We start from the raw sequence: 20,718 nt of genomic DNA, 5'->3' as shown, positions 1-20,718 counted from the left end.
GGACAAAGCTTGCTAAAACTTACACTGGCTATCCGGCTGATCAAACCCCAAGGTGTCCAGATTATTGATTTGGTGTAAAAAACCTGGCAGTGGTGCACGCTCCACTACCCAATTATGCGTCGCAACGAGTAAAGGTTGGCGTAATTGGTGATCCCACGGGCGAAAACTACTCGGATTACCTTTTGCACCATCTAAACTCGTGATTGGCGCAAGTAAGTAATCGCGAATCTTCGCTAAATCACTGCTTTGAGTTTGCTGCACCGCTGCGCCCAAAGACCGCACCGCCATCCAAGCCGCCCAATCCACATCGCTCATGTGCCGATCTGCCTGTTTTACAAAGCGCTTCTCTACTTGCGGCGCACCGTGACGCTCCCAAGCCCAACTCCATGCTAAAGCATTTAAACCTTCAGAACCTATTACCGGACGTGGTAATAAAGTTTGGTAATTGGCATTGCGGGCAAACTCACCTTGGCTATCCGCAATATACACCACGTCATAATCGCCCCCTGTTAATAGGGCGATATTATTTTTTTCACGCTCACGCGGATCACTACCTAATACGAACTGACGTGTATCAGTAATCTTTAAACCATAACGTTTAGCAGCACGACTAAAGGCATCCAGTAATAATTGATCCTCGGGCAAAGATCCTTGCAACACTAGAGCATTACGCCATTTATGCGCAACCAAATACTGCACTAAGCCATCTGCTTGCATGGCTAAATTCGGAATTGTATGAAATACATTATCTTGGCATTGTGCTTGGCGTAGCGCATCATCTTTGGCGGAAATATTAAAAAAAATTAGTTCTTTGCCTTTAAAGGCTTGTGCCACTTCCACCAACTCTTTAGCAGGTAAGTCGGCTATAACAAACTTCACTCCTTTAGCCTGTAAATCGCCCACTTGTTTAATTAAATCAGCGCTATCTTTGCCACTGACTTGCTGTAAAGAAAAACTCACGCCCGCTGCCTCACCATGAAACTTGATTTCTTTTAAAGCCACTTCAGCAGCCGGATATGGCCGTCCAAACGGCGCGCCCAAGAATTGTTTGGGCATCAGTTTATCGTCATAGCGCGCATCATCGGTGAGTTCGATATAAGCGAAAGTCAGCACCGATTTGGCGATTTGCACAGGTGCGGCTTCGGTATTAGCGGGTAAATTTTGCGGAGCCATAATACCGGCTGGCTTATCTTCCGCATAAGCCGTACTCAGCCAAAGGCTTGCAACTAGCGCCATCCAGACCATTTGTTTAATCATCAACCACCACCATATAAGGCACTCGTCCGACAGGTACCGACTTCAGTACTTTGCGCGCAGGCACATCAATGATTGACACATCGTCGCTCAAACCATTGGCGACAAATAACAATGATTCATCTTTATTTAAGGCGGCATTCCAAGCACGATTCCCCACCAGAATATAAGTTTCGACCTTGCGCCCTACCACATCCACTACTGCAACACGATTTGCACGCCCAATGGTGACAAAGGCAGTTTTGCCATCTTTAGTCATCACTAAGCCAACAGGAGTAATGTCTTCTTTGCGAAAACCTTCTGGTGCAAAGCTGAGTTTTTCTTTGACGGTATTGGTTGCCACATCAATAATACTAACAGAGGCATCCAGCTCACTGGTCACCCATAACTCTTTGCCATCAGGTGTGAGTGCTAAGCGGCGTGGGCGTGTGCCCACTACAATATTGGCTTTCGGCTCATCAGCGCTGGGATCAACGACATGCACCATGTTCGCTACTTCGGAAGTGACATACACGGTTTTGCCATCTGGATTCGCCAGTACACCTTCAGGCTCTTCACCTACTTCTACGGTTTTAGTCATTTTCTTGCTGGCCAGATCAATAATGCCTAAAGCACCTTCGTCCTCTAAGGAAATATACAGATTTTTATTATCAGGACTTAAATCAAAGGCCTCAGGGTCGTCAATATCCTCAATTTGATCGGTCACTTCCAATTTAGCAACATCAATAATATCAATACTTTCACCATCACCGCAGGCTGCATATAACAGGGTCTTATCGGGATTAAATTGCAGGTGACGGGGACGTTTAGCGGTTTTAATATCTTTTACTTTGGCAAAAGTTTTGCCATCTAACACTGTCACTATATGATCATTTTCACTACTCACAAACACATAGCCAGTGCCTTTGGCAAAGCTCATCGGTGTCTGGAGCATAAAAGGGAGAGCTGCTAACACAGCTAATAGGGGTAGGCGATTCATCTTAGCTCCTCTTCTAAGTATGTATAGTCTTAACAGATTATAGCCAAATTTTGGTTGGAAAAAAGTTGGTAGCATGCCAAGCAAAAGTGCGCTATTTATTCTAAAGAGCTTTTGCATTCCAAGGAGAGGTGGTATGGCAACACGGCATTGGCCAGCCTTAGTGGCCATCTGTCAACGTGAAACCATTAAATTCTGGCATCAACGTGGACGTTTACTGTCAGCCTTAGTGCGCCCCGCCTTATGGCTGGTTGTGTTTGCGGCAGGTTTCCAGAATATCTTTGGCGTGTCGATTATTCCGCCTTATGAAACCTATATTGAATACCAAGTATATGTAGTACCAGGTTTATTGGGGATGGTACTGCTATTCAATGGTATGCAATCCTCGCTGGCAATGGTGTATGACCGCGAGATGGGTCTCATGCGTCTTCTGCTCACTGCACCACAACCACGTTGGTTTTTGCTATTCAGCAAACTAGTGGCTGGCACCTTATTATCGGTGTTACAAGCTTATGCTTTTTTAGTGCTTTGCATGGTGTTTCGTGTGGATATTCCGTGGTCTGGTTGGATCACGGCTTTTCCTGCCTTAGTGCTTTCTGGTTTGATGCTAGGCGCGTTGGGCTTATTGCTCTCAGTGTCGATTCGCCAATTGGAGAATTTTGCGGGCACCATGAATTTTGTAATTTTCCCGATGTTTTTTATTTCAACCGCGCTTTACCCCTTGTGGAAGCTACAAGAATCAGGGGCAACATGGGTTCATGCTTTAGCGAGCTTCAACCCGTTTACCCATGCGGTTGAAATGATCCGGTTTGCCCTTTACGGCCAATTGAACCTCCTCTCCTCTTTGGTCGTATTGGGCGCTTTATCTATCTTTTTCTTGCTCGCAGTTTGGGGCTATGATCCTCAACGTGGCCTGATTCAACGCACACGTCAGGCATGAGCACAGTATTGAGAGGTTGGGGGTTAAGTTTGAACAGAGCCTGTGCCGCAGGAAGGCGACGCTGGGTTGTACAAGGGTGTCTTTACTACGACTCTGAGCAAACTTAATTCCCAGCCTTCGTCACTCGTATTCAGGAGGAATAACAATGAATTATTTACGCCTACTGGCGCTTAGCCTCGCCCTCATGCTCGCCCCTAGCCTCTCCTATGCTGTAGATAAAGTAAGAGTTGGCGTATTGGAATTTGGCACCGTCAATTGGGAACTCGATGTACTCAAAGAGCATAAGCTAGATGCTGCAAATAACTTTGAACTAGAAGTCGTGCCGGTTGCCTCAGCAGATGCGGCAACCGTCGCTTTATTAGGGGGTGCCGTCGATATCGTTGTTACCGATTGGATTTGGGTCGCGCAACAACGTGCAGCAGGACAAGATTATGTATTATTTCCCTATTCCACGGCCGTTGGCAGTATGCTCGCTAACCCCAAAGCCAACATTAATACTCTTGCTGATTTAAAAGGTAAAAAGCTTGGCGTGGCCGGTGGTGCTAAAGATAAGAGCTGGTTGTTAGTGCGCGCTTATGCACAACAAACGGATAAAATGGATCTCGCCCAAGCAGCCAACATCCAATACGGTGCGCCTCCTTTATTGAATGAAGTGATGCAAAAAGGTGAGCTTGATGCGGTATTAAATTTCTGGAATTTTGCGGCACGTTTACAAGATGAGGGCTTAAAGACCGTGATCACCGTGCCACAAGTCTTAGAAGGTTTAGGCATTCAAAAAGATCTCCCCATGATTGGTTGGGTATTTAGTGAAAAGTGGGCAAAAGACCACGAGAAGGCCACCAAAGGCTTTTTGACCGCCTCGTATGCGGCAAAAAAAATCTTGCAAAACAGTGACGAAGAATGGGCACGTATTCGCCCACGCATGAAAGCCGATAAAGATGGCGTGTTTATGGCATTACGCGATGCTTTCCGCGCGGGGATTCCCGCCTGTTTTGGTGAAAAACAGCAAGCCGCTGCGACCCAAACGTTTAAATTGCTAGCTGATTTAGGTGGCAAAGATTTAGTCGGTGATGTAAAGGAGCTACCACAGGGTATGTTTTACTCAGGCTTTAGTTTGCCAGCCTGCCCTTAATTGATGAAGGTTTTTCTCCAGCCACGCGTGGTCATACTGCTCAGCTTTGTGCTGCTGTGGCAAATACTCGCGTGGTGTTTACAGAGCCGTTATTTGCCTCCCCCCAGTGCGGTATTATTCACACTGTGGGAACAATTAGTTTCCGGTGATTTATTGCGCCACTTGAGTGCTACTTTAGGTCGAGTGATTGCTAGCTTCACGCTTGCCATGCTCATTGGTGTAGGGCTTGGCATTCTGATGGGCAGCCGTGAACGCTGGAATGAGTGGCTGGATACCTTGGTGATTATTGGCCTCAATATTCCAGCCCTAGTCACGGTTATTCTCTGCTATATCTGGCTTGGCTTAGGCGAAACTGCTGCGATTCTGGCGGTGGCAATTAATAAAATCCCGATGGTAATAGTGACTTTACGTGAAGGGGCGCGCGCGATTGATAAGGATTTATTGCAAGTCGCACAAGTGTATCGCTTGTCGCCACTGCAAGGTTTTTGGCGCGTATATTGGCCGCAACTTTATCCTTATTTATTCGCAGCAGCACGCAATGGTTTAGCCCTGATTTGGAAAATTGTCTTAGTGGTCGAATTACTAGGACGTAGTAATGGCATTGGCTTTCAACTGGGCAATTATTTCCATTACTTTGATATAAAAGGTATTTTAGCTTATACCTTCGCCTTTGTGACCTTAATTCTTATCCTCGAAGCGATCTTCCTGCGCCCCCTAGAAAAACGTTTAAATCGGTGGCGTGAATGAGTCTTTTACAAGTAGCATTAGGGGATAAGACGTTTGCCAATGGCGTGCAAACCCTGTGTGATGTACATTTTAGCGTCGAATCTGGCGAATTTGTCGCTCTGGTCGGCCCTTCCGGCACTGGCAAAACCACGCTCTTGAATCTGATTGCTGGCTTAGAAACGGATTTCCAAGGCCACATCCAAGCGCCGCGCGAGGCCTTGAGTTATATGTTTCAAGAGCCACGTTTAATGCCGTGGCTGAGTGTGGAAAATAATATTCGTTTAGTACTGGATGCACCGCCTTTGCAAGCGGATAACGAGCGTTTTGCACGCATGGATAAGCTATTACAGCAACTAAGTTTAAGTGTGTTTCGTGCGGCTTTCCCTAAGCAATTATCGGGTGGTTTGAAGCGGCGCGTGGCCTTAGTGCGTGCCTTTGTGACGCAGCCGCAATTACTACTCATGGACGAACCCTTTCAGTCTTTAGATGAGCCGACCGCCCAAGATCTACGCCAATTATTAATACAATTATGGCAAAACACACGCCCGACCGTATTATTTGTCACGCACAGCTTGAATGAGGCCTTGCAGTTGGCTGATCGGATTTTATTTTTCTCGGCACGCCCCGCTCAGGTCATTTTGGATTATCGTGTGCCCTTGGCACGACCGCGCTCCCCCATCACCAGTGATCTACAAAGCGTGCAAAACCAACTATTGCAACACTACCCACAACTGCTGTCGGGCTCTTTGGCAAAGGAATAAACATGGCAACGCTTAGCGTAGAATCAGTGAGTAAATCCTATGGCTCGGTGCAAGCTTTACAGCAAGTAAGCTTCAAGCTAGATACCGGCTTTTATGCGCTACTAGGCCCTAATGGCGCAGGTAAAAGTACCCTATTCCAATTATTGACCGGTTTATTCGCGCCCGACCAAGGCGAAATTGTGCTTAATGGCCTAGCCATCAAAAAAGATTTACCCGCTGCCCTAGCACAAATGGGCGTAGTATTTCAGCAGCCTGCGCTTGATTTAGACTTAAGCGTGCAAACCAATTTAGACTTCCACGGCAAATTGCACGGCATGAATAAAACCACGATTAAAAACCGTAGCGAGGCTGTGTTAGCGCAACTTGAATTAACTGAAGTTGCAAGCAAACCCAGTCGTACCTTAAGTGGCGGGAATCGGCGCAAAGTCGAACTCGCACGCGCCTTAATGACCGAACCGAAGCTATTATTAATGGATGAAGCCACAGTCGGCCTCGACCCCGCTTCACGCGCTACCCTCTTGGCCTATGTACATCAACTCTGTGATCAGCAAAATTTGTGTGTGTTGTGGGCAACCCACTTGATCGATGAAGCCGAAGGGGCAAAACAAGTCTTGGTATTACACAAAGGTAAACTGCTCGCACAAGACACACCTGCGCAATTAATTACTCAAACCGCCACCACCAGTTTATTAGATGCTTTCTTCAAACTCTCCGGCGAAACGCGCGGCATGGAAACCAAAGTCGCCCGTTTATGAGCACTCTGCCAGTTGATCACGGCCATACGCTTTACTTCGCTGAATTCGGCAATCCACAAGGTATTCCCCTACTATTTATGCACGGTGGCCCTGGCTCTGGCTGCAATCCTGCCCAAGCCAATCTACTGTATCCAGAAGGTTTTCGGATTATCCAACTGGATCAACGTGGTTGTGGGCAATCAACACCCTCAGGGTCGATTGAAGCAAATACGACAACTGATTTAGTCGCAGATATGGAGCGCTTGCGCGAACATTTACACATTAAGCGCTGGGCTATTTATGGGGGCTCGTGGGGATGTGTTTTGGCTTTAGAATATGCCAAGCGTTTTCCTGAGCGTACTTTAGGCGTGCTATTACGCGGCGTGTTTCTAGCGCGGCGCGAAGATTGGAACTGGTTCGCCTTGCCGGATGGGGTGAGTAAACAATTTCCGGCGGCTTATCAAGCCCTCTTAGCCTCCTTACAAATTTACTACCACACTGACCCTGCCAGCGTCTTATTGGAACACCTACGGACAGAGCCAAAAAGCGCTTATCAAGCTACTTTAGCGTGGGACACTTGGGAAGCAGCAATCATGCAAACAAGTACCCCTAGTTTTAATCCTGATCCACACACTTGGCTCCCGCGTATTGCACGCATTCGAATTTATGCCCACTACGCCGCACAACGCTTTTTCTTACCATCAAATGGGGTGTTGAATGGTTTGGATAAGCTTGGTGATATTCCGGTATTGGCAGTACATGGCAGGCATGATCAAGTGTGTAGATTGGAGGGTGCAGAATTATTGCGAGGCTACCTCAAAAGTTATCAATTACTGGTGGTCGATGCAGGGCATGGAATTTATGAAAACAATCTGCAACAAGGCTTACGGCAATTAGCAAAACAATTTTATCTCCAACTTAAGCGCTAAAAATGGTGATACGACCAACCCTATATACATTAAGTTTCGCTATTAAAGGTAAGCTCTCGCTCATGGCTAGACCTTTAGGTGAAGAACATTTAGAAGAGTACATACAAGGTTTGCAACAGTTAAACATCACCACTGTAGTTAGCTTATTAGAGTCCCAAGAACAGTACGAATTAGGTTTAAGGCAACAGCCTGTTTACTGTGCTAATTACGATCTTACTTATATCCACTTCCCTATTCCTGATCGCGGCTTGCCCTCAACACCCAAAGCGCTTGAATTAGCTAAACAGTTATGGCAAAGAATTGATGAGGGTGAACATGTGGTGATTCATTGCCGCGCTGGTATTGGTCGAACCGGTATAATCGCAGGCGCTGTATTAGTCGCTAGTGGTATTAAACCACCACAAGCCTTACAACTAATCAGTGAAGCACGAGGCGTAAAAGTACCTGATACCGATGAACAAGAGGCGTGGCTCTTAAACTTACCCAATTATTTAAAATAATAAGGTGTTTTCATGACGCAAGAAATTGAAGCCATTCAAGGTGATATTACTAAATTACAAGTCGATGCGATCGTGAATGCTGCTAATTCCTCACTACTAGGCGGTGGCGGTGTAGATGGGGCAATTCATCGTGCAGCAGGAAAAGAGCTATTTCATGAATGTCGCTTGCTGGGTGGTTGTGAAACTGGTAATGCCAAAATCACCAAGGGCTATAACTTACCAGCGCGCTTTGTGATTCATACCGTTGGCCCTGTATGGCGCAATGGGCAATATAACGAACCTGCACTACTTGCCTCTTGTTACAAGCGTTCTTTAGAAATTGCGCAAGAATATGATTTAGAGAGGATCGCCTTTCCTTGCATTAGCACAGGTATTTTTGGCTATCCCATTCAATTAGCAGCTAACATTGCGCTTCGAACGGTTAAACAAACATTGCCTAATTGTCCAAATCTTGAGCGTGTGGTGTTTTGCTGCTTTTCTGAGCATGACTTACAGATTTACCAAAAACTTTTAATCCGTTAATTAGTACTATTCCTTTCAAAAGCCTGTTTAATCAACAGGCTTTCAAAAAGCATTAAGAACCCTACTCTGCGCGCTTCAGTTGGTATTTCTGCTCAAACTCCTGATCCAGTGTTTGATTATGTTTAATCATAGCCACCGTCCAATCTAGGCGCTGACTGATAGAGTCATTAGGCTGTTTGAGCTGGCTTTGCCATTGTTGCAAAGCTTGGAGCGTTAGAGGGTCTGTAGTTTTTTCTAAGCGTGCCAAAGCCATGTCAATCGCTAAGTAACTGGAGGCTTGAAATAAAGGCTCATTCGGCTTTTCAGCTCTGATCTTAGCCAAAGTTTGCAAGTCCGTTACACTAGCCGATTGATTAAAGGCAAGCACGGCTCCAGATCGAACATCCGCTAAATCATGGGCTAATAATGCTTGACCTTTTTCAAAATCCAACTGTGCCAACACATAAGCGTAATGACTGGCAAGCCGCGCATGAGCAGGTTCACTAGCCACTAATTTTTCCTGCCATGCTTGATAGACCGCATCATCTACGGTGTCTTTGGGTTGAGCATCTCGTACCGCACGCCATGTTTGGTACTCTTTTTCTAAACTTGCCAGATTCGCCTCCACTAAAGGCAACACTTCAACAGCTTTTACATCCCCCAAAAGCTGATAAGCTTTGACTTGTAACGGACTCTTATCATCTTTAGCAAACGTTAAGAGGCCATTGACCGCATCGGCATGAGAGCTGGTCGTCGCTAAGCGTTCCAAACCTTGCTCTAACGTTTCTATAGGCATATTGCTATTAGCTAACCAAGGCAGCAAATCCTTGCCCTCAGCCACTTTGAGTAGGGCATTGATTGTTTCAAAGCGAATGAGACGTTTCGAATCCTTACTCAGTTTTTGTAACAACTGCATCAGTTCTGGGCTAGCGGGGCTAGCGCTGATATTCTTTAATGCCTCCAGACGAAGCTTTACAGTATTGGTCTCATCTGCGGCTAACTGGGCTAAGGCAAGATTTTTACTGGCATCTTTCATTTTCAGCGCCTTTCTTATCCCTTGCCTTTGCTCATATGAACCGGATAGATCATTACTATAAAACCCCAATTTAGCATTTAGCGTAAAACTCTGCTGAGTAGAGTCCATGAAGTTTGTGGTACTAATAGGCTGATAATGCTTGGTTTTATTATTAATAAATGCCTGCACCTGGTCTTGCAAACGCTCTTGATCAGTATAAATGAAGGTATTGCTGCCCAAGCCATTGGCTTTTAGCAACTCTGTAATTTGTGGCGCATTAAATGACTCTAACGTCGAGACCAAACCTAACAGTAACTTACTCTGTGCGGGTAGCGCTTTCAAAATAACGAACAGCCGGGCAGGCACCGTGGCATCGTCTGAATAAGCTAAAGCAGAGATAGCCTCAATTTTTAAATTATCATCTACCTTAGGATCTGCTATTAAGGCCAATAAAGTAGGGGACGCCTCAGTTGCAGCTAACGCTCCTAAAGCCCCAGCGCAATAGATACGAATATCTAAACGCTCGTCAGGATCCTTCAGTCTTTCTAATAAAAGACCAGTACTTGTCTTGTCACCTATCAGCTTAATCCCGTCAATAGCCCCAGATCTGACCTCACTACGCTCATTAGGATCAGTTAAAGCGGTGTGTAACATCGGCAACACACTGGTATCCCCCAAATACCCCAAAGCTCTCGCAGAAAACATCCTGATTTCCTCGCGTTCATTGGGGTCTTGGAAACGTGATAACAAAGCTGAGGAAGCGTTGAGGGAATAAGTTCCTGCTAAGTATTGTATGAGGCTATTACGTAAATCGGCTGGCTGGGTACGATCATTCAGCAACTTAGTGGCTAGGATAATGGTTGGTTCGGGCTGTATTAAAAACAGACTTTGCAAGGCAGCGGTTTTAATACTGTTCGATTTATCCGCTACTAATCTAGTCAGTGGCTCAATAAATACTGGATCTCTGGTTAGACCCGCCAGTATAGCGGCTACCTCGCGTTGCTGTGCATTATCGGCCGCTAAAGCCTGCAATAAACGCGGCTGTACATTCATAACCTGCATGATTTGTAAGAGCGGTAATAAGATATCGCCTCGATCCAATAAAACTCTCACGGTATCCACAGGGGTAGCAGCTTGATTGCCAAGTTCAAATTTCGTTGGCTCCAGCAACCACTCTAATACCACTGCTATTTGCTCAGGCGTATACTCGATATATCCACTTTGCATCACTATGTGCCGTAGCAACTCATTTTTATCGGCACGTATCGGCGCTGTTAAAGGAATACTTTGTATGGTTTCGCTAGGTATAAGGTCTGGTTGGGTCTCGGCTAAGGCTTTCGCTTGCTCTAAACCCCAAGCTGTTTTGAGTGAGTTAGGAAAATTGAATAGAAAACTGTTTAGCATCAGATCATTATTTGAGGCTCTCAATTTGCTATCTTTTTTGCTTACTGGGCTTCTGGAGACTTGCTGCGGTTTATTACATCCTGGCGCTGGCTTTAATAATAATTGGCTAAATAAATCAGAATACAAGCAAAATTCGCCGTGTTGGGTATAAAGCTGTATTCGTTTATCAATAGGGTGACTACTAATCAGTTCACGCACTACGAGTGGGTAATCAAGAATATCACGTTTAGCGTAACGCTTATCTAATTCTAAATTGCCGCGTTCAAAATTAGTTTCACTAAAATAATGCTGTTGCCCAAAGGGATCTGGGAATTTGCTAGTCCCTGTATAGATTTCCACGCGATCGGTATTGTCATTGCCTAAGCGTAGATGTTTGCTAGTGGCTTGCAAATACGCCACGACGCTAAAATAAATAACTGCCAAAGCAGCTAGTGAGGCGACCGTTCCAATCACACTGCGGCGCAAACGCATATGATTTTTCCAAGCGGTGTTCCAATGCTCAATCCCGCCTGAGAACATATCATGATAAAGCTCATACCAAACCTGTTTATCGCGTTGCTGGCGGCGCAAAATACGTGCCTTTTCTAGCTTATCCATGACATTAGCCAGCTCAGCAGGTTTGAGATTTACTAACTCTGCCAAGTCTTCTGGCGTATGGGCCATTTTAGTCCCACGCCGACTAATTAAATGATCAAAGGCTTTTGAGGTCACTTGTTTCTCACGATCAGAAAATCCTTTCATCACATAATTAACATAGTTTTCTAATAAACCTTTAGCACCACCTGCTTGGTTATAAGTCACTAAACGTAGCGTCTTTTCTGGATCATTTTTATCCAGCTCCCATAATTGCGAACAAACAATTTGTAAATATGGTGGTTCAACACTATCCGCTTGCGTACCTTTAGCAAGACTCGACGCATCACGGGTCAAATCCCGACTTAATAAATCACTTAGCAATCGCTCCAACAATTCCGGTTCATAGTGATAGTTGGCTTGAATTAAAGGCTCAGTAATCGCCTGACGAGCAGCTTCTACTCCTAACTTTTCTAAACGATAATAATGACTGAATAAAGGATTCGGCAAATGTGGCTTAAACGCATTTAGCTCTAAGGCAAAATCTTCGCGCATCGAAAACACTAAAGAAACATTTAACTCATCAGATAAAATAACGGCGCTTAACTGATCAATAAACGTTTGAAAATCAGCCGCGTGATGAATAAAACGATAGCGAAAAAACTCTTCGAACTGATCTAAAATGAGTACTAAGGGCGTGGTAGTATAAGATTTAATAGCCTGAAAGAAAGCTTCAAGATTGGCAGCGTTTGTCTCAGGTATCGTGCCATAACGTGCAAGGAGTGCTTGGCGAATCGCTGCCTGCAAGCCTTGTATGGGTGGTGCTATCCAATCATTATAATAAACCACATCTAGCTTGAGCCCTTGATCTGAGCTAAGTTTTGGCAAAATAGCGGCTTGTAATAAAGAGCTTTTTCCTACCCCTGTCGCCGCGAATAATAAGGTCAAGCGATTGGCTAAGATTTTTTCAAGCAGTGCTTGTGTGTCGGCATCCCGTCCATAAAATGTCGTTTGCTCAGTGGATTGATAAGGACGCAAACCTGGATAAGGATTCGTTGCAGCTACAGCGTTTTTGAGCATTCTAAGCAATTCCTTGTGAAAAATTTGATTATTATTAGAGCAAGCCTAGTATATTTCGTTCCATTGATCTCAAGAAAATGCTTTAAAACTAAAAAAATAATGATTTTTACTTCAATATTATAAACCAAAGCACTTATATAAATTCGTCTAAACACCTATAAAATAATCACTATAAAACTACTTTAGTTTTGTATTTCAATCATCTAGCTTTGATATAGAATAGCTCATGATAAATAACTAGCAAGGTAAAGCGCCATGAATCCACAGCAGCATTGGGAATCGGTCTATCAAACCAAAAACTCCGCACAAGTCAGTTGGTATGCGCAGCATCTCGAAGTGTCCCTACAATTAATTCAGTACTTAGCCCCTCACCGACACGCTAGCGTGTTAGATGTGGGAACCGGCGCATCCACGCTCCCTGATGATTTATTAGCAGCAGGCTATCACAACCTAAGTATGCTAGATATTTCCAGCCAAGCCCTCGCTATTACACAAAGGCGATTAGGTGTTGATGCCCCCACTATCCAGTGGTTAGTGGGCGATGTGTTAGCACTAGATTTTGCACCACACTATTATGATGTTTGGCATGACCGCGCGGTCTTTCACTTTCTGACTGAAAATTCACAACGTGAACGCTATGTTCAACAAGTTCTCAAAGCGGTTAAACCCGATGGACACGTAATTATGGCGACATTTGGCATACACGGACCTAAACAATGCAGTGGCTTGGAGGTAATGCGCTATGACAGTCAAGGACTGCATAGCGCATTTGGACAAAGTTTTCGTTTATTGGATAGCTTGACAGTAAATCATCAGACCCCGAGTGGCATGACGCAAGAGTTTCTATATTGTTATTGTCGTGTCGAATAGGTTAACACGATTAGAATCAGCCACTAACTGGGCAAAATAAGTTATTTACTGCGCCATTTTTTCAAGATCATCTGCGCGTTGTTGGGTTAATTTAACCTCACACACCAGGCCTACTAGAGCGGCATTGCTGCCTGTATTACGCATTTCATACTCACACTGAGCATCTCGCATTTTAATCCAAGCTAATTGCATCTCCTTCAGTAGCTTTAGTTTCTCAGGTGAGTCCTTTTGAAGTTTTTTTAAGGCATCGTAATTATCATTTAGGTCACGATTCGTTTGCTTGACACAAACCTCGACCATATCAGTTTCCATGGTATCCACCTCATGACAATCCACCACTGTACCTGCTTGAGTTGACTGACTTAAAGCAAATAACAAGACAGCACTTGGAATAATATATCTCATAATTTAAATCTCTTTTTAAAAAAACTAAAAATTAACGAATTGTTGTTAAAAAATAACGGATAAATAAATTTATTAAACCTCCTACGAAAGTCATTTTTTTAAACAGTCTTGTAGGACAATTTTTAACCATGTTTATACAAAAATTCTATATAGGATAAACTTTAACAGAAAAAAGACATTGCTCAATTTTTGACTTTCGCAGGAGATCTCTTGAAATTATTCAAATACACCTATTAAAAATTTAATTCTTGCAAGATACTAGTTTATATTTTTTAAACCTCATAGCAAGTTTACTAAAGTAACAAAACATACCACTTTAGTCGTATTTTTAATTAAACATTGCGTCAAAACCAAACTATAACGACTTCTGAGATTAGGATTTTTATTCATATTCGGAATAGTAGAAATTAATTAAGAATAAAAAAATCAATAGATCCCGCAGGCATTTAAAAAATTAATTATAAAATAAATAATTTTTATTCTCTCTCGGTTTTTATATACCAGAATAATCAGTTGCTTATGCTAAATATTAACAAAACCTAGATAAATAATAGAAATTTAATTAGACCTCTTTCACAAATCAATTTTTAAGCAATTTAACTGTAAAATAGATAGTCAAATAAATTTCCTGACTAAGCTATAGCGGGGTTCTTTGCATAAGCTAGATTTGATTAATTTTTGACTTATGAAAGCGGTCTATTATTCATGAATGATCTAATACCGTTAAACTTCAAAAAATAGTGCATCTAACTTCCGAAGCATGGTCTACAAATGGTATCTTTGGTATCATTCCAGTTACGAGAAAAAATCATGCGTTTACTCTATCTGACTAGCCTACTAGCGATTACTACTTTAGCTAACGTCTCTGCGAATGACTCTACTGCTGCGTTTGGTGTGGGTGGCCTAGTATTCACGAAGTCTGATCACATTGTGATGCAGGAAGAGGATTTATTCATCAGCAAGGATAAGATACGTATTGCCTACAAATTCTACAACACTAGCGACAAGCCTATTACTACTCGTGTTGCCTTCCCCTTACCAGAAATAGTACTTGATGCTGATAATTCGGCCTTTCCGGATTACACCGAAGCAGACCTGCGAAAAGATAAAAACATCCTGAAATTTTCGGTGGTAGTAGATGGCAAAAAACAAGTGTTTCAAAGCGAAGATAAAAAGCGTTTTGACCAAGATGCACAAGCTTATGTACACAAAATTACCCACTATTGGATGCAAACTTTTCCAGCTAAAAAAGTCATTTTAGTCAATCACGAATATACACCTGGGGTTGGCGGCGGAGTAGGCTATGGATTGCAAGGTGAAGAAAGCGGTATTTATTGCATCGACAAAAGCACAAAAGCTTGGATTAATAATCAGCTAAAAGCGAAATATGATATTCCTACTTCAACTATTACCTATATTTTGAAAACGGGAGCTAATTGGAAAGGAGCAATTGGAAAATTTAAATTAACGATCAAAAAATCTGACAGCAATGAAAAGCTTAGCTTTTGTGGATCAGAGGTTAAAAAAATTGATGACAAGACTTTTGTGATGGAGAAAATAAATTTCATCCCTAAAAATGACCTAAATATTATTTACTTTGGCATACCTTATAAAATAGGCGAATAAATAATTCTCTTGCAGATATTATTTCCAAACTTTCAATATATAAACTGCTATGCACTGATAGAATAGATGCATTTTCTCGGTACTGTACCGAGAAAATGCTTTTTGAAGTTTAAACCGTTTCTGCTAAATAACCTTCTTCAAAAACATCCATATTAAAATAGGGTTTCAGCAGGCTTTCCATCGTATAAAACCCTTTGGGCTTCCCATATAAATTTTGTACGGCAAACAGAACTCCGTTCCCAAAAGCTTCGCGCGCAATAGACTCATGCTTAAGACGCACGGTTTGATAAGGAAATCCGAATAAAATCTCATGGACACCAATAATCCCACCGGCTCTCACGGTATTGATTTCATCCTCCGGAATGTCTAACTCGCGTGCTATCACTTTTGCCGTCCCTGATACCTGTGGTTTGGTTTTAAAATGCTGCTCTGTAATGGCAATATCCGTAAAAGGCGCAATATTTTTCAGAACTTTTGCACTAAGAATCAAGAAGTTAATCCCCAAAGTAATATTGGGACTATGCATCACTACGGTACGTTTAGATAGCCGTTTCAGCTTAACGAGTTGGAGATCAGGGTACTGAGAAACCGCACTTACTATAGTAATATGCCGTTTTGCAGCAGCATGACCATAGTAGTCAATACCTGAAGGTGAGGAAAAATCTACAATTACATCGACCGGATAACGATCTAACAGCTCTTCTGCGCTCAGTTCTTGTTTGGAATAGAGCAAACACGGTAAGTCTGACTCTATTCCTAAAAACTCTGGCACTGAACGATGCTCTAGCATGTTCGAACGGCGTACCACCCATTGCAGCTTAGTGTTTGGCGATTCTAGTAAAATGGAGGCGACAGCACGCCCAGTTTTACCGAATCCGATCAGTCCTATACGCATTTTATTACTCCTACTTGCTGCACGCACTGACTCAAACAAAGCTTGAGTCACATGGTAAAGCCAGTGTAATGGCTAAGCCACAAGGCTGGGTTACCCTTATGACCAGCTGGTTAAAAACAAAGTAACCCATTGAAATTAATATAAATAGTTTAGAGTTACTTCACGAATAGCTTAACATTATACAAAAATAACGCTACAGAGCTACTTCACACACCCTATTGGCTAGTTTAACGTTGAATCGCTGGCACACTCAGCCATAGCACTTGGTAGGGTTTAAGTTTTACACCCGATGCTAAAGACACAGATTGAGAGCTAATCAAATCGATTAGCTGTTCAGGTAGAGTCGATAAAGTCAGGGCGCTAACAAAAACATGGTTTTCACTAAAATTCGCCAATACCAATATGCGATCTTTATCGCCACGCCAATAACCCAACACGTGAGGATTGCGCGCATTGAACGACACTAACTGTGTACCACCCAAGGCTGGGGTGTTTTTACGAATCTGGATTAAGTGTAATAAACGATTAAAGACTTGCCCTGCATCGCTCGACAGATCATGACGTTGTTCATAACGCACTTTATCAGCGTGCGGGCGATGCACCCAACGGGAGTCAGTGGCTTTATCTGGATCATCGCTAAAACTATAATCATTTAAAGTGCCAACTTCATCCCCTAAATAAATCAGTGGAAGCCCCCCCGAACTTAAGGCCACACTATGCAAAAGTATGATGCGATCAATCGCTAATGGGTCATGTTGTTCTAAGCCAACCAACGAGGCACACATACCACTAATGCGGCAATCGCCCGTCACCGGATTATCCTGAAAAGGTACGCCACGTGCGAAACTACCGGCAAAACGATTTACATAAAATTGATTCAAAAATTGGCGATGGAAAAAACCATTAATGCCAAATTCCGCCGCATCTTCATCAGCAAACGTCCAGCCAATGTCATCATGACAACGTACATAATTCACCCATGCCGTATGTGCAGGCAAGTTATGGCGACGCTCTAAGGCTTGCTGGAGAAGATTAACTTCGCGGGTAGCCAAGGAATTCCATAAAAGTGCCATTTGCAGGGGGTTGTAAGAAAGCTGGCACTCATTCGGGGCGATGTATTGAACGACTTTGTCAGGGTGAACAATTGCTTCGGATTTGAATAATAAACTCGGTGCAGCAATACGCGCAACGGCATTAAACGCACGAATTAAAGCATGAGCTTGGGTCAAGTTTTCGCAATCAGTGCCAAGCTTCTTCCAGATAAAAGCCACTGCATCCATGCGCAAAATATCCACACCAAGATTAGCAATAAATAGCATTTCCTCAGCCATCGCTGTGAAGGTAGCAGGATTGCTATAATTCAAATCCCACTGAAAACTATTGAAGGTCGTCCACACCCAACGCCCATCGGGAAGTTGTGAAAACGCCCCCGGATGTTGATCTGGAAAAATTTCACGCACGGTTTGATCATAAGCGTCAGGCATGTGGCGATCGGGGAAGAAATAATAAAAATCCTGATAATTGGGATTGCCCTTCACCGCTTCCTTAGCCCAGATGTGCTCATGGGAAGTGTGATTAAAAATAAAATCGACCACTAAAGTAATGCCCGCTGCTTTTAGCGCTTGCGCCACTGCCCGCAAATCCTCAATGGTACCGAGGGCAGGATTCACCTCCCGATAACTACTCACCGCATAACCACCATCACTTTGCCCTTCAGGACATTTAAACAAGGGCATGAGGTGTAAATAAGTCAAGCCTAACTCTTGAAAATACGGAATCTTGGCAAGGATGCCCTGCAAAGTGCCTGCAAATAAATCCACATAACACACGCCACCCACCATCTTTTCCGAGCTAAACCAATCGGGGTTATGCTCATGCGCCATGTCCTGATTCTTTAGCGTGGGGGAGCGCGCTTGCCATGCTTGATAAGCCGATTTCAGTAAGGTTTCGAGGAAGAGAAGAAAGTCATCGCGTTCACCATAGACACGACTCAACTCATTAGTAAGCGCAGGTAAATACCGAATTAAACGTTGTTCAAACGCCAGCCAATCAGAACTACTGAGCTCTGGTGCAAGCTGTTCACGCGCAAAACGGACTAATAATTGGGTTTGTTGTTGTTCATTAAGCATAATGCCTCTCCCTGTGGTTGGATGAGCATTAAAACATGGGGCAGGAGTGGGAGCAATTGCTGTCTACACAACGCTTAGCGGCTATTTTTCCGACTTAATCTGGCAAACAAATTTTCGTGTGCCCCTACTCGACCACAGTCAAACTCGCCTGAATTAAAGTCATGGCGTTCTGACGTGCGAAACTGGCACGGACACGCTCGGCAAAACCGGAATCACTAGATGTAGTCATCATGCTGCTCATTATACAATTGATTGAAAGGATACAACTTTAACTTAAACATCAACTACTGCTATTGTTGGGAGCGTAGTCATTATAAATCTTTACAAGATCGGGACTACTGCCTCCAACTCGATTGTCTACCCCCGAAAAATACAGCGCCAACGCTTATTCATGAATCCAAACCTGTTTCATTAAGCCAGCCAAGGGTTTAGTAAAATGGTCTCTCAGACTTAAGGCTATAGATTTTTGTCATTTTTTAGTAAAGTGAGCACCCTTCCTAAACTCCAATAGCAGAACGACGACGCTTATGCCCCTTTTAAATAACTTGCTTATTATGCTTGCCATTTCCTTGATGATCTTAGGCTCAATCGGTGTCATGAAACCTGGGCGCATTAAACTTTTGACGCGCAAAAGATCAGTAGCTTTATCAATCATTGGCGTATTTTTAGTGATTATTGCACCACATGTTTAATTTGAATCAATCATTTTGTAGGACAGACCATGACTACTGAACTGTTATTTCGCCATGATGCTTATCAAACTCGCGCCAGTGCTAAGGTACTTGCTATTAATGAGCGTGGTGGCATTATCTTAGATCGTACGCTTTTTTATCCTACCGGCGGCGGCCAACCGGGTGATAAGGGTCAATTATGCTTAGCCGATGGTCGCGTGATCCCTATTACTACCACAGTCTGGGATGATGCTGCACATACCTGTATTGCCCACATTCCAGCCGAAGCCAATCCATTACCCACCGTGGGCGAGTCAGTTGAATTAGTTTTGGACTGGCAGACACGTTATAGCCATATGCGGATTCATACAGCCTTACATTTGCTGTCTGTGGTCTTACCTTATCCCGTGACCGGTGGTTCTATTAGCCTTGGCGAAGGCCGTTCAGACTTTGATATTCCTGATGCGAATCTCAATAAAGAAACCATCACGCAACAACTACAAGCATTAATTGATAAAGATTTACCACTCAGTGAGCGCTGGATTAGTGATGAGGAGTTGGATGCTAATCCTAGTTTAGTCAAAACCATGTCCGTGCAACCACCGCGTGGCTCAGGAAAAATACGCTTAATCCATATTCAAGATGCTGACTTACAACCTTGTGGCGGCACCCATGTACGCCGCACTGGCGAAATTGGTCGAGTCGCCATAACGAAAATTGAAAACAAAGGAAAAATTAATCGGCGAGTGAGGATTGCTTTATTGAACTAAACCTTATTAGCGCACTGGCCAAACTAAAAAGGCCACCTAGGCGGCAGCCTTTAATGGCATGAATTTTCAGAACCTTATCTGAAGTTTAGCAAGGTTTGTATTGTAATTTAAAGATGATACCATTTTGCAAATCCAGTGAATCTACGCTAATAGAGCTTTTATTAGTCTTAGTCATAATCCGGCTATTAACACGCAAATTCACATCTTCACCACACTTAGCATAACTATTACTTGAAGTAATCAAGCTATCGCGTTGCGTATATTCTTTACCAGCATTACTACTCATCGGTGTTGACAAACTTGGACCTGTTTCGCCTGCAAAAAAGTAAGAGCGACGTAATTCTGCTGAGCCTTGTACAAAACCACGATAATCAGCGGTCATTAAAGAGACTTGAAAACCATTTGGAACATGCACTGGCACCGCAATATTACAGGTCTTATTACCCGGCGCAGCACTGTAAGAATCAAACAGAATACTTAAGGTTTGACCATCTGGAGTAATGGCATAATCCACAGTACCCGCTTTGCAACCACTGCCTGCAATCGCAGGGTCTTTGAAAAAGACTGTATTTAAATTGGGAGCAGCCTGTACTGAAGTAGCAGCAATAGTCGCTAAAGTAGTAGCAGCTAACCAGGTACGTAATGTGTTCATAACTTCCATCCTTTGAGTTAAATTGGGATTCTCAGACTAATGTGTTTAAAGGTCTTATGTGACCTCATGCCAGCGTAAGGAGCTTTTTCGTTTGTCTTAGCTCAACTACTAACGTGAGTTCAGTATTCCTTAATTCACGCTAAGCGCCTATCCCCTAGTTCAAGGAGCACACGGA

Annotated in this window: 18 protein-coding genes; 11 read left to right on the top strand and 7 right to left on the bottom strand. The window is 43.4% G+C overall.

Annotated elements, in window-relative coordinates; translation table 11 throughout:
* Positions 1-12: 12 nt before the first annotated feature.
* Together A3IE_RS0108610 and A3IE_RS0108605 are read right to left on the bottom strand one after the other, a co-directional pair.
* Positions 13-1,257 carry an ABC transporter substrate-binding protein gene (locus tag A3IE_RS0108610; RefSeq protein ID WP_020395208.1) on the bottom strand — a complete coding sequence of 415 codons (1,245 nt, stop codon included), beginning with the start codon at positions 1,255-1,257 and terminating at the stop codon, positions 13-15.
* Positions 1,250-2,233 carry a PQQ-dependent catabolism-associated beta-propeller protein gene (locus A3IE_RS0108605; protein ID WP_020395207.1) on the bottom strand — a complete coding sequence of 328 codons (984 nt, stop codon included), beginning with the start codon at positions 2,231-2,233 and terminating at the stop codon, positions 1,250-1,252. The genes A3IE_RS0108610 and A3IE_RS0108605 overlap by 8 nt, the downstream gene beginning before the upstream one ends.
* A 133-nt stretch (positions 2,234-2,366) precedes the next feature.
* Here A3IE_RS0108605 and A3IE_RS0108600 point away from each other — a divergent pair, with 133 nt between their 5' ends.
* The 8 genes from A3IE_RS0108600 to A3IE_RS0108565 all read left to right on the top strand — a co-directional run bounded on the left by A3IE_RS0108600 (position 2,367) and on the right by A3IE_RS0108565 (position 8,474).
* On the top strand, positions 2,367-3,170 hold the full coding sequence (locus tag A3IE_RS0108600; protein ID WP_020395206.1) for an ABC transporter permease: 804 nt from the start codon (positions 2,367-2,369) through the stop codon (positions 3,168-3,170).
* 145 nt (positions 3,171-3,315) lie between these two features.
* Positions 3,316-4,302, top strand: a complete 987-nt coding sequence (locus A3IE_RS0108595) for an ABC transporter substrate-binding protein (RefSeq protein WP_020395205.1) — start codon at positions 3,316-3,318, stop codon at positions 4,300-4,302.
* Positions 4,303-4,305: 3 nt separating this feature from the next.
* Positions 4,306-5,049 (top strand): ABC transporter permease, encoded by a 744-nt coding sequence (locus A3IE_RS0108590; protein ID WP_020395204.1) that lies wholly within the window; start codon positions 4,306-4,308, stop codon positions 5,047-5,049.
* Positions 5,046-5,789 (top strand): ABC transporter ATP-binding protein, encoded by a 744-nt coding sequence (locus tag A3IE_RS0108585; protein WP_020395203.1) that lies wholly within the window; start codon positions 5,046-5,048, stop codon positions 5,787-5,789. Before A3IE_RS0108590 ends, A3IE_RS0108585 begins: the two co-directional genes overlap by 4 nt.
* Positions 5,790-5,791: 2 nt before the next feature.
* Positions 5,792-6,544: an ATP-binding cassette domain-containing protein gene (locus A3IE_RS0108580; protein WP_020395202.1), complete on the top strand. Its 753-nt coding sequence runs from the start codon at positions 5,792-5,794 to the stop codon at positions 6,542-6,544.
* The gene (locus A3IE_RS0108575; RefSeq protein ID WP_020395201.1) at positions 6,541-7,452 is read left to right on the top strand and encodes an alpha/beta fold hydrolase; all 912 of its coding nucleotides are present in this window, start codon (positions 6,541-6,543) and stop codon (positions 7,450-7,452) included. Before A3IE_RS0108580 ends, A3IE_RS0108575 begins: the two co-directional genes overlap by 4 nt.
* 2 nt (positions 7,453-7,454) lie before the next feature.
* Complete coding sequence (locus A3IE_RS0108570) at positions 7,455-7,952, top strand: protein-tyrosine phosphatase family protein (protein WP_110721406.1); 498 nt, start codon at positions 7,455-7,457, stop codon at positions 7,950-7,952.
* A gap of 12 nt (positions 7,953-7,964) precedes the next feature.
* Positions 7,965-8,474 carry an O-acetyl-ADP-ribose deacetylase gene (locus A3IE_RS0108565; protein WP_020395199.1) on the top strand — a complete coding sequence of 170 codons (510 nt, stop codon included), beginning with the start codon at positions 7,965-7,967 and terminating at the stop codon, positions 8,472-8,474.
* Positions 8,475-8,535: 61 nt separating this feature from the next.
* Here the strand turns inward: A3IE_RS0108565 and A3IE_RS0108560 are convergent, their stop codons facing one another.
* Positions 8,536-12,525 carry an nSTAND1 domain-containing NTPase gene (locus A3IE_RS0108560; RefSeq protein WP_020395198.1) on the bottom strand — a complete coding sequence of 1,330 codons (3,990 nt, stop codon included), beginning with the start codon at positions 12,523-12,525 and terminating at the stop codon, positions 8,536-8,538.
* A gap of 255 nt (positions 12,526-12,780) precedes the next feature.
* Here A3IE_RS0108560 and A3IE_RS0108555 point away from each other — a divergent pair, with 255 nt between their 5' ends.
* A complete protein-coding gene (locus A3IE_RS0108555) occupies positions 12,781-13,395 on the top strand; it encodes a class I SAM-dependent methyltransferase (RefSeq protein WP_020395197.1) in 615 nt (204 codons plus the stop codon).
* Positions 13,396-13,440: 45 nt separating this feature from the next.
* Here A3IE_RS0108555 and A3IE_RS22000 read toward each other — a convergent pair whose 3' ends face one another.
* Positions 13,441-13,800, bottom strand: coding sequence for a lysozyme inhibitor LprI family protein (locus A3IE_RS22000; protein ID WP_020395196.1), 360 nt, complete (start codon positions 13,798-13,800; stop codon positions 13,441-13,443).
* Positions 13,801-14,610: 810 nt separating this feature from the next.
* On the opposite strand from A3IE_RS22000, the gene A3IE_RS21995 reads away from it, so the two are divergent.
* Positions 14,611-15,426: a DUF4424 family protein gene (locus tag A3IE_RS21995; protein WP_051062495.1), complete on the top strand. Its 816-nt coding sequence runs from the start codon at positions 14,611-14,613 to the stop codon at positions 15,424-15,426.
* Between the two features lie 109 nt (positions 15,427-15,535).
* On the opposite strand, the gene A3IE_RS20240 is transcribed toward A3IE_RS21995, so the two are convergent.
* Both A3IE_RS20240 and A3IE_RS0108535 read right to left on the bottom strand, forming a co-directional pair.
* The gene (locus A3IE_RS20240) at positions 15,536-16,321 is read right to left on the bottom strand and encodes a 4-hydroxy-tetrahydrodipicolinate reductase (protein ID WP_020395194.1); all 786 of its coding nucleotides are present in this window, start codon (positions 16,319-16,321) and stop codon (positions 15,536-15,538) included.
* A 227-nt stretch (positions 16,322-16,548) separates the two neighbouring features.
* A complete protein-coding gene (locus A3IE_RS0108535) occupies positions 16,549-18,450 on the bottom strand; it encodes an amylosucrase (protein ID WP_020395193.1) in 1,902 nt (633 codons plus the stop codon).
* Between the two features lie 721 nt (positions 18,451-19,171).
* Between A3IE_RS0108535 and A3IE_RS0108520 the strand changes: the two genes are divergently transcribed.
* Positions 19,172-19,891 (top strand): alanyl-tRNA editing protein, encoded by a 720-nt coding sequence (locus tag A3IE_RS0108520; protein ID WP_020395190.1) that lies wholly within the window; start codon positions 19,172-19,174, stop codon positions 19,889-19,891.
* Positions 19,892-19,976: 85 nt separating this feature from the next.
* Here the strand turns inward: A3IE_RS0108520 and A3IE_RS0108515 are convergent, their stop codons facing one another.
* Entirely contained in the window at positions 19,977-20,543 is a 567-nt protein-coding gene (locus A3IE_RS0108515) for a DUF4360 domain-containing protein (protein ID WP_020395189.1), read from the bottom strand.
* Between the last annotated feature and the right edge of the window lie 175 nt (positions 20,544-20,718).

Source organism: Thiolinea disciformis DSM 14473 (assembly GCF_000371925.1).
In the GTDB taxonomy this organism is placed as follows: domain Bacteria; phylum Pseudomonadota; class Gammaproteobacteria; order Thiotrichales; family Thiotrichaceae; genus Thiolinea; species Thiolinea disciformis.
This window is presented reverse-complemented; position numbering and strand designations above follow the sequence as displayed.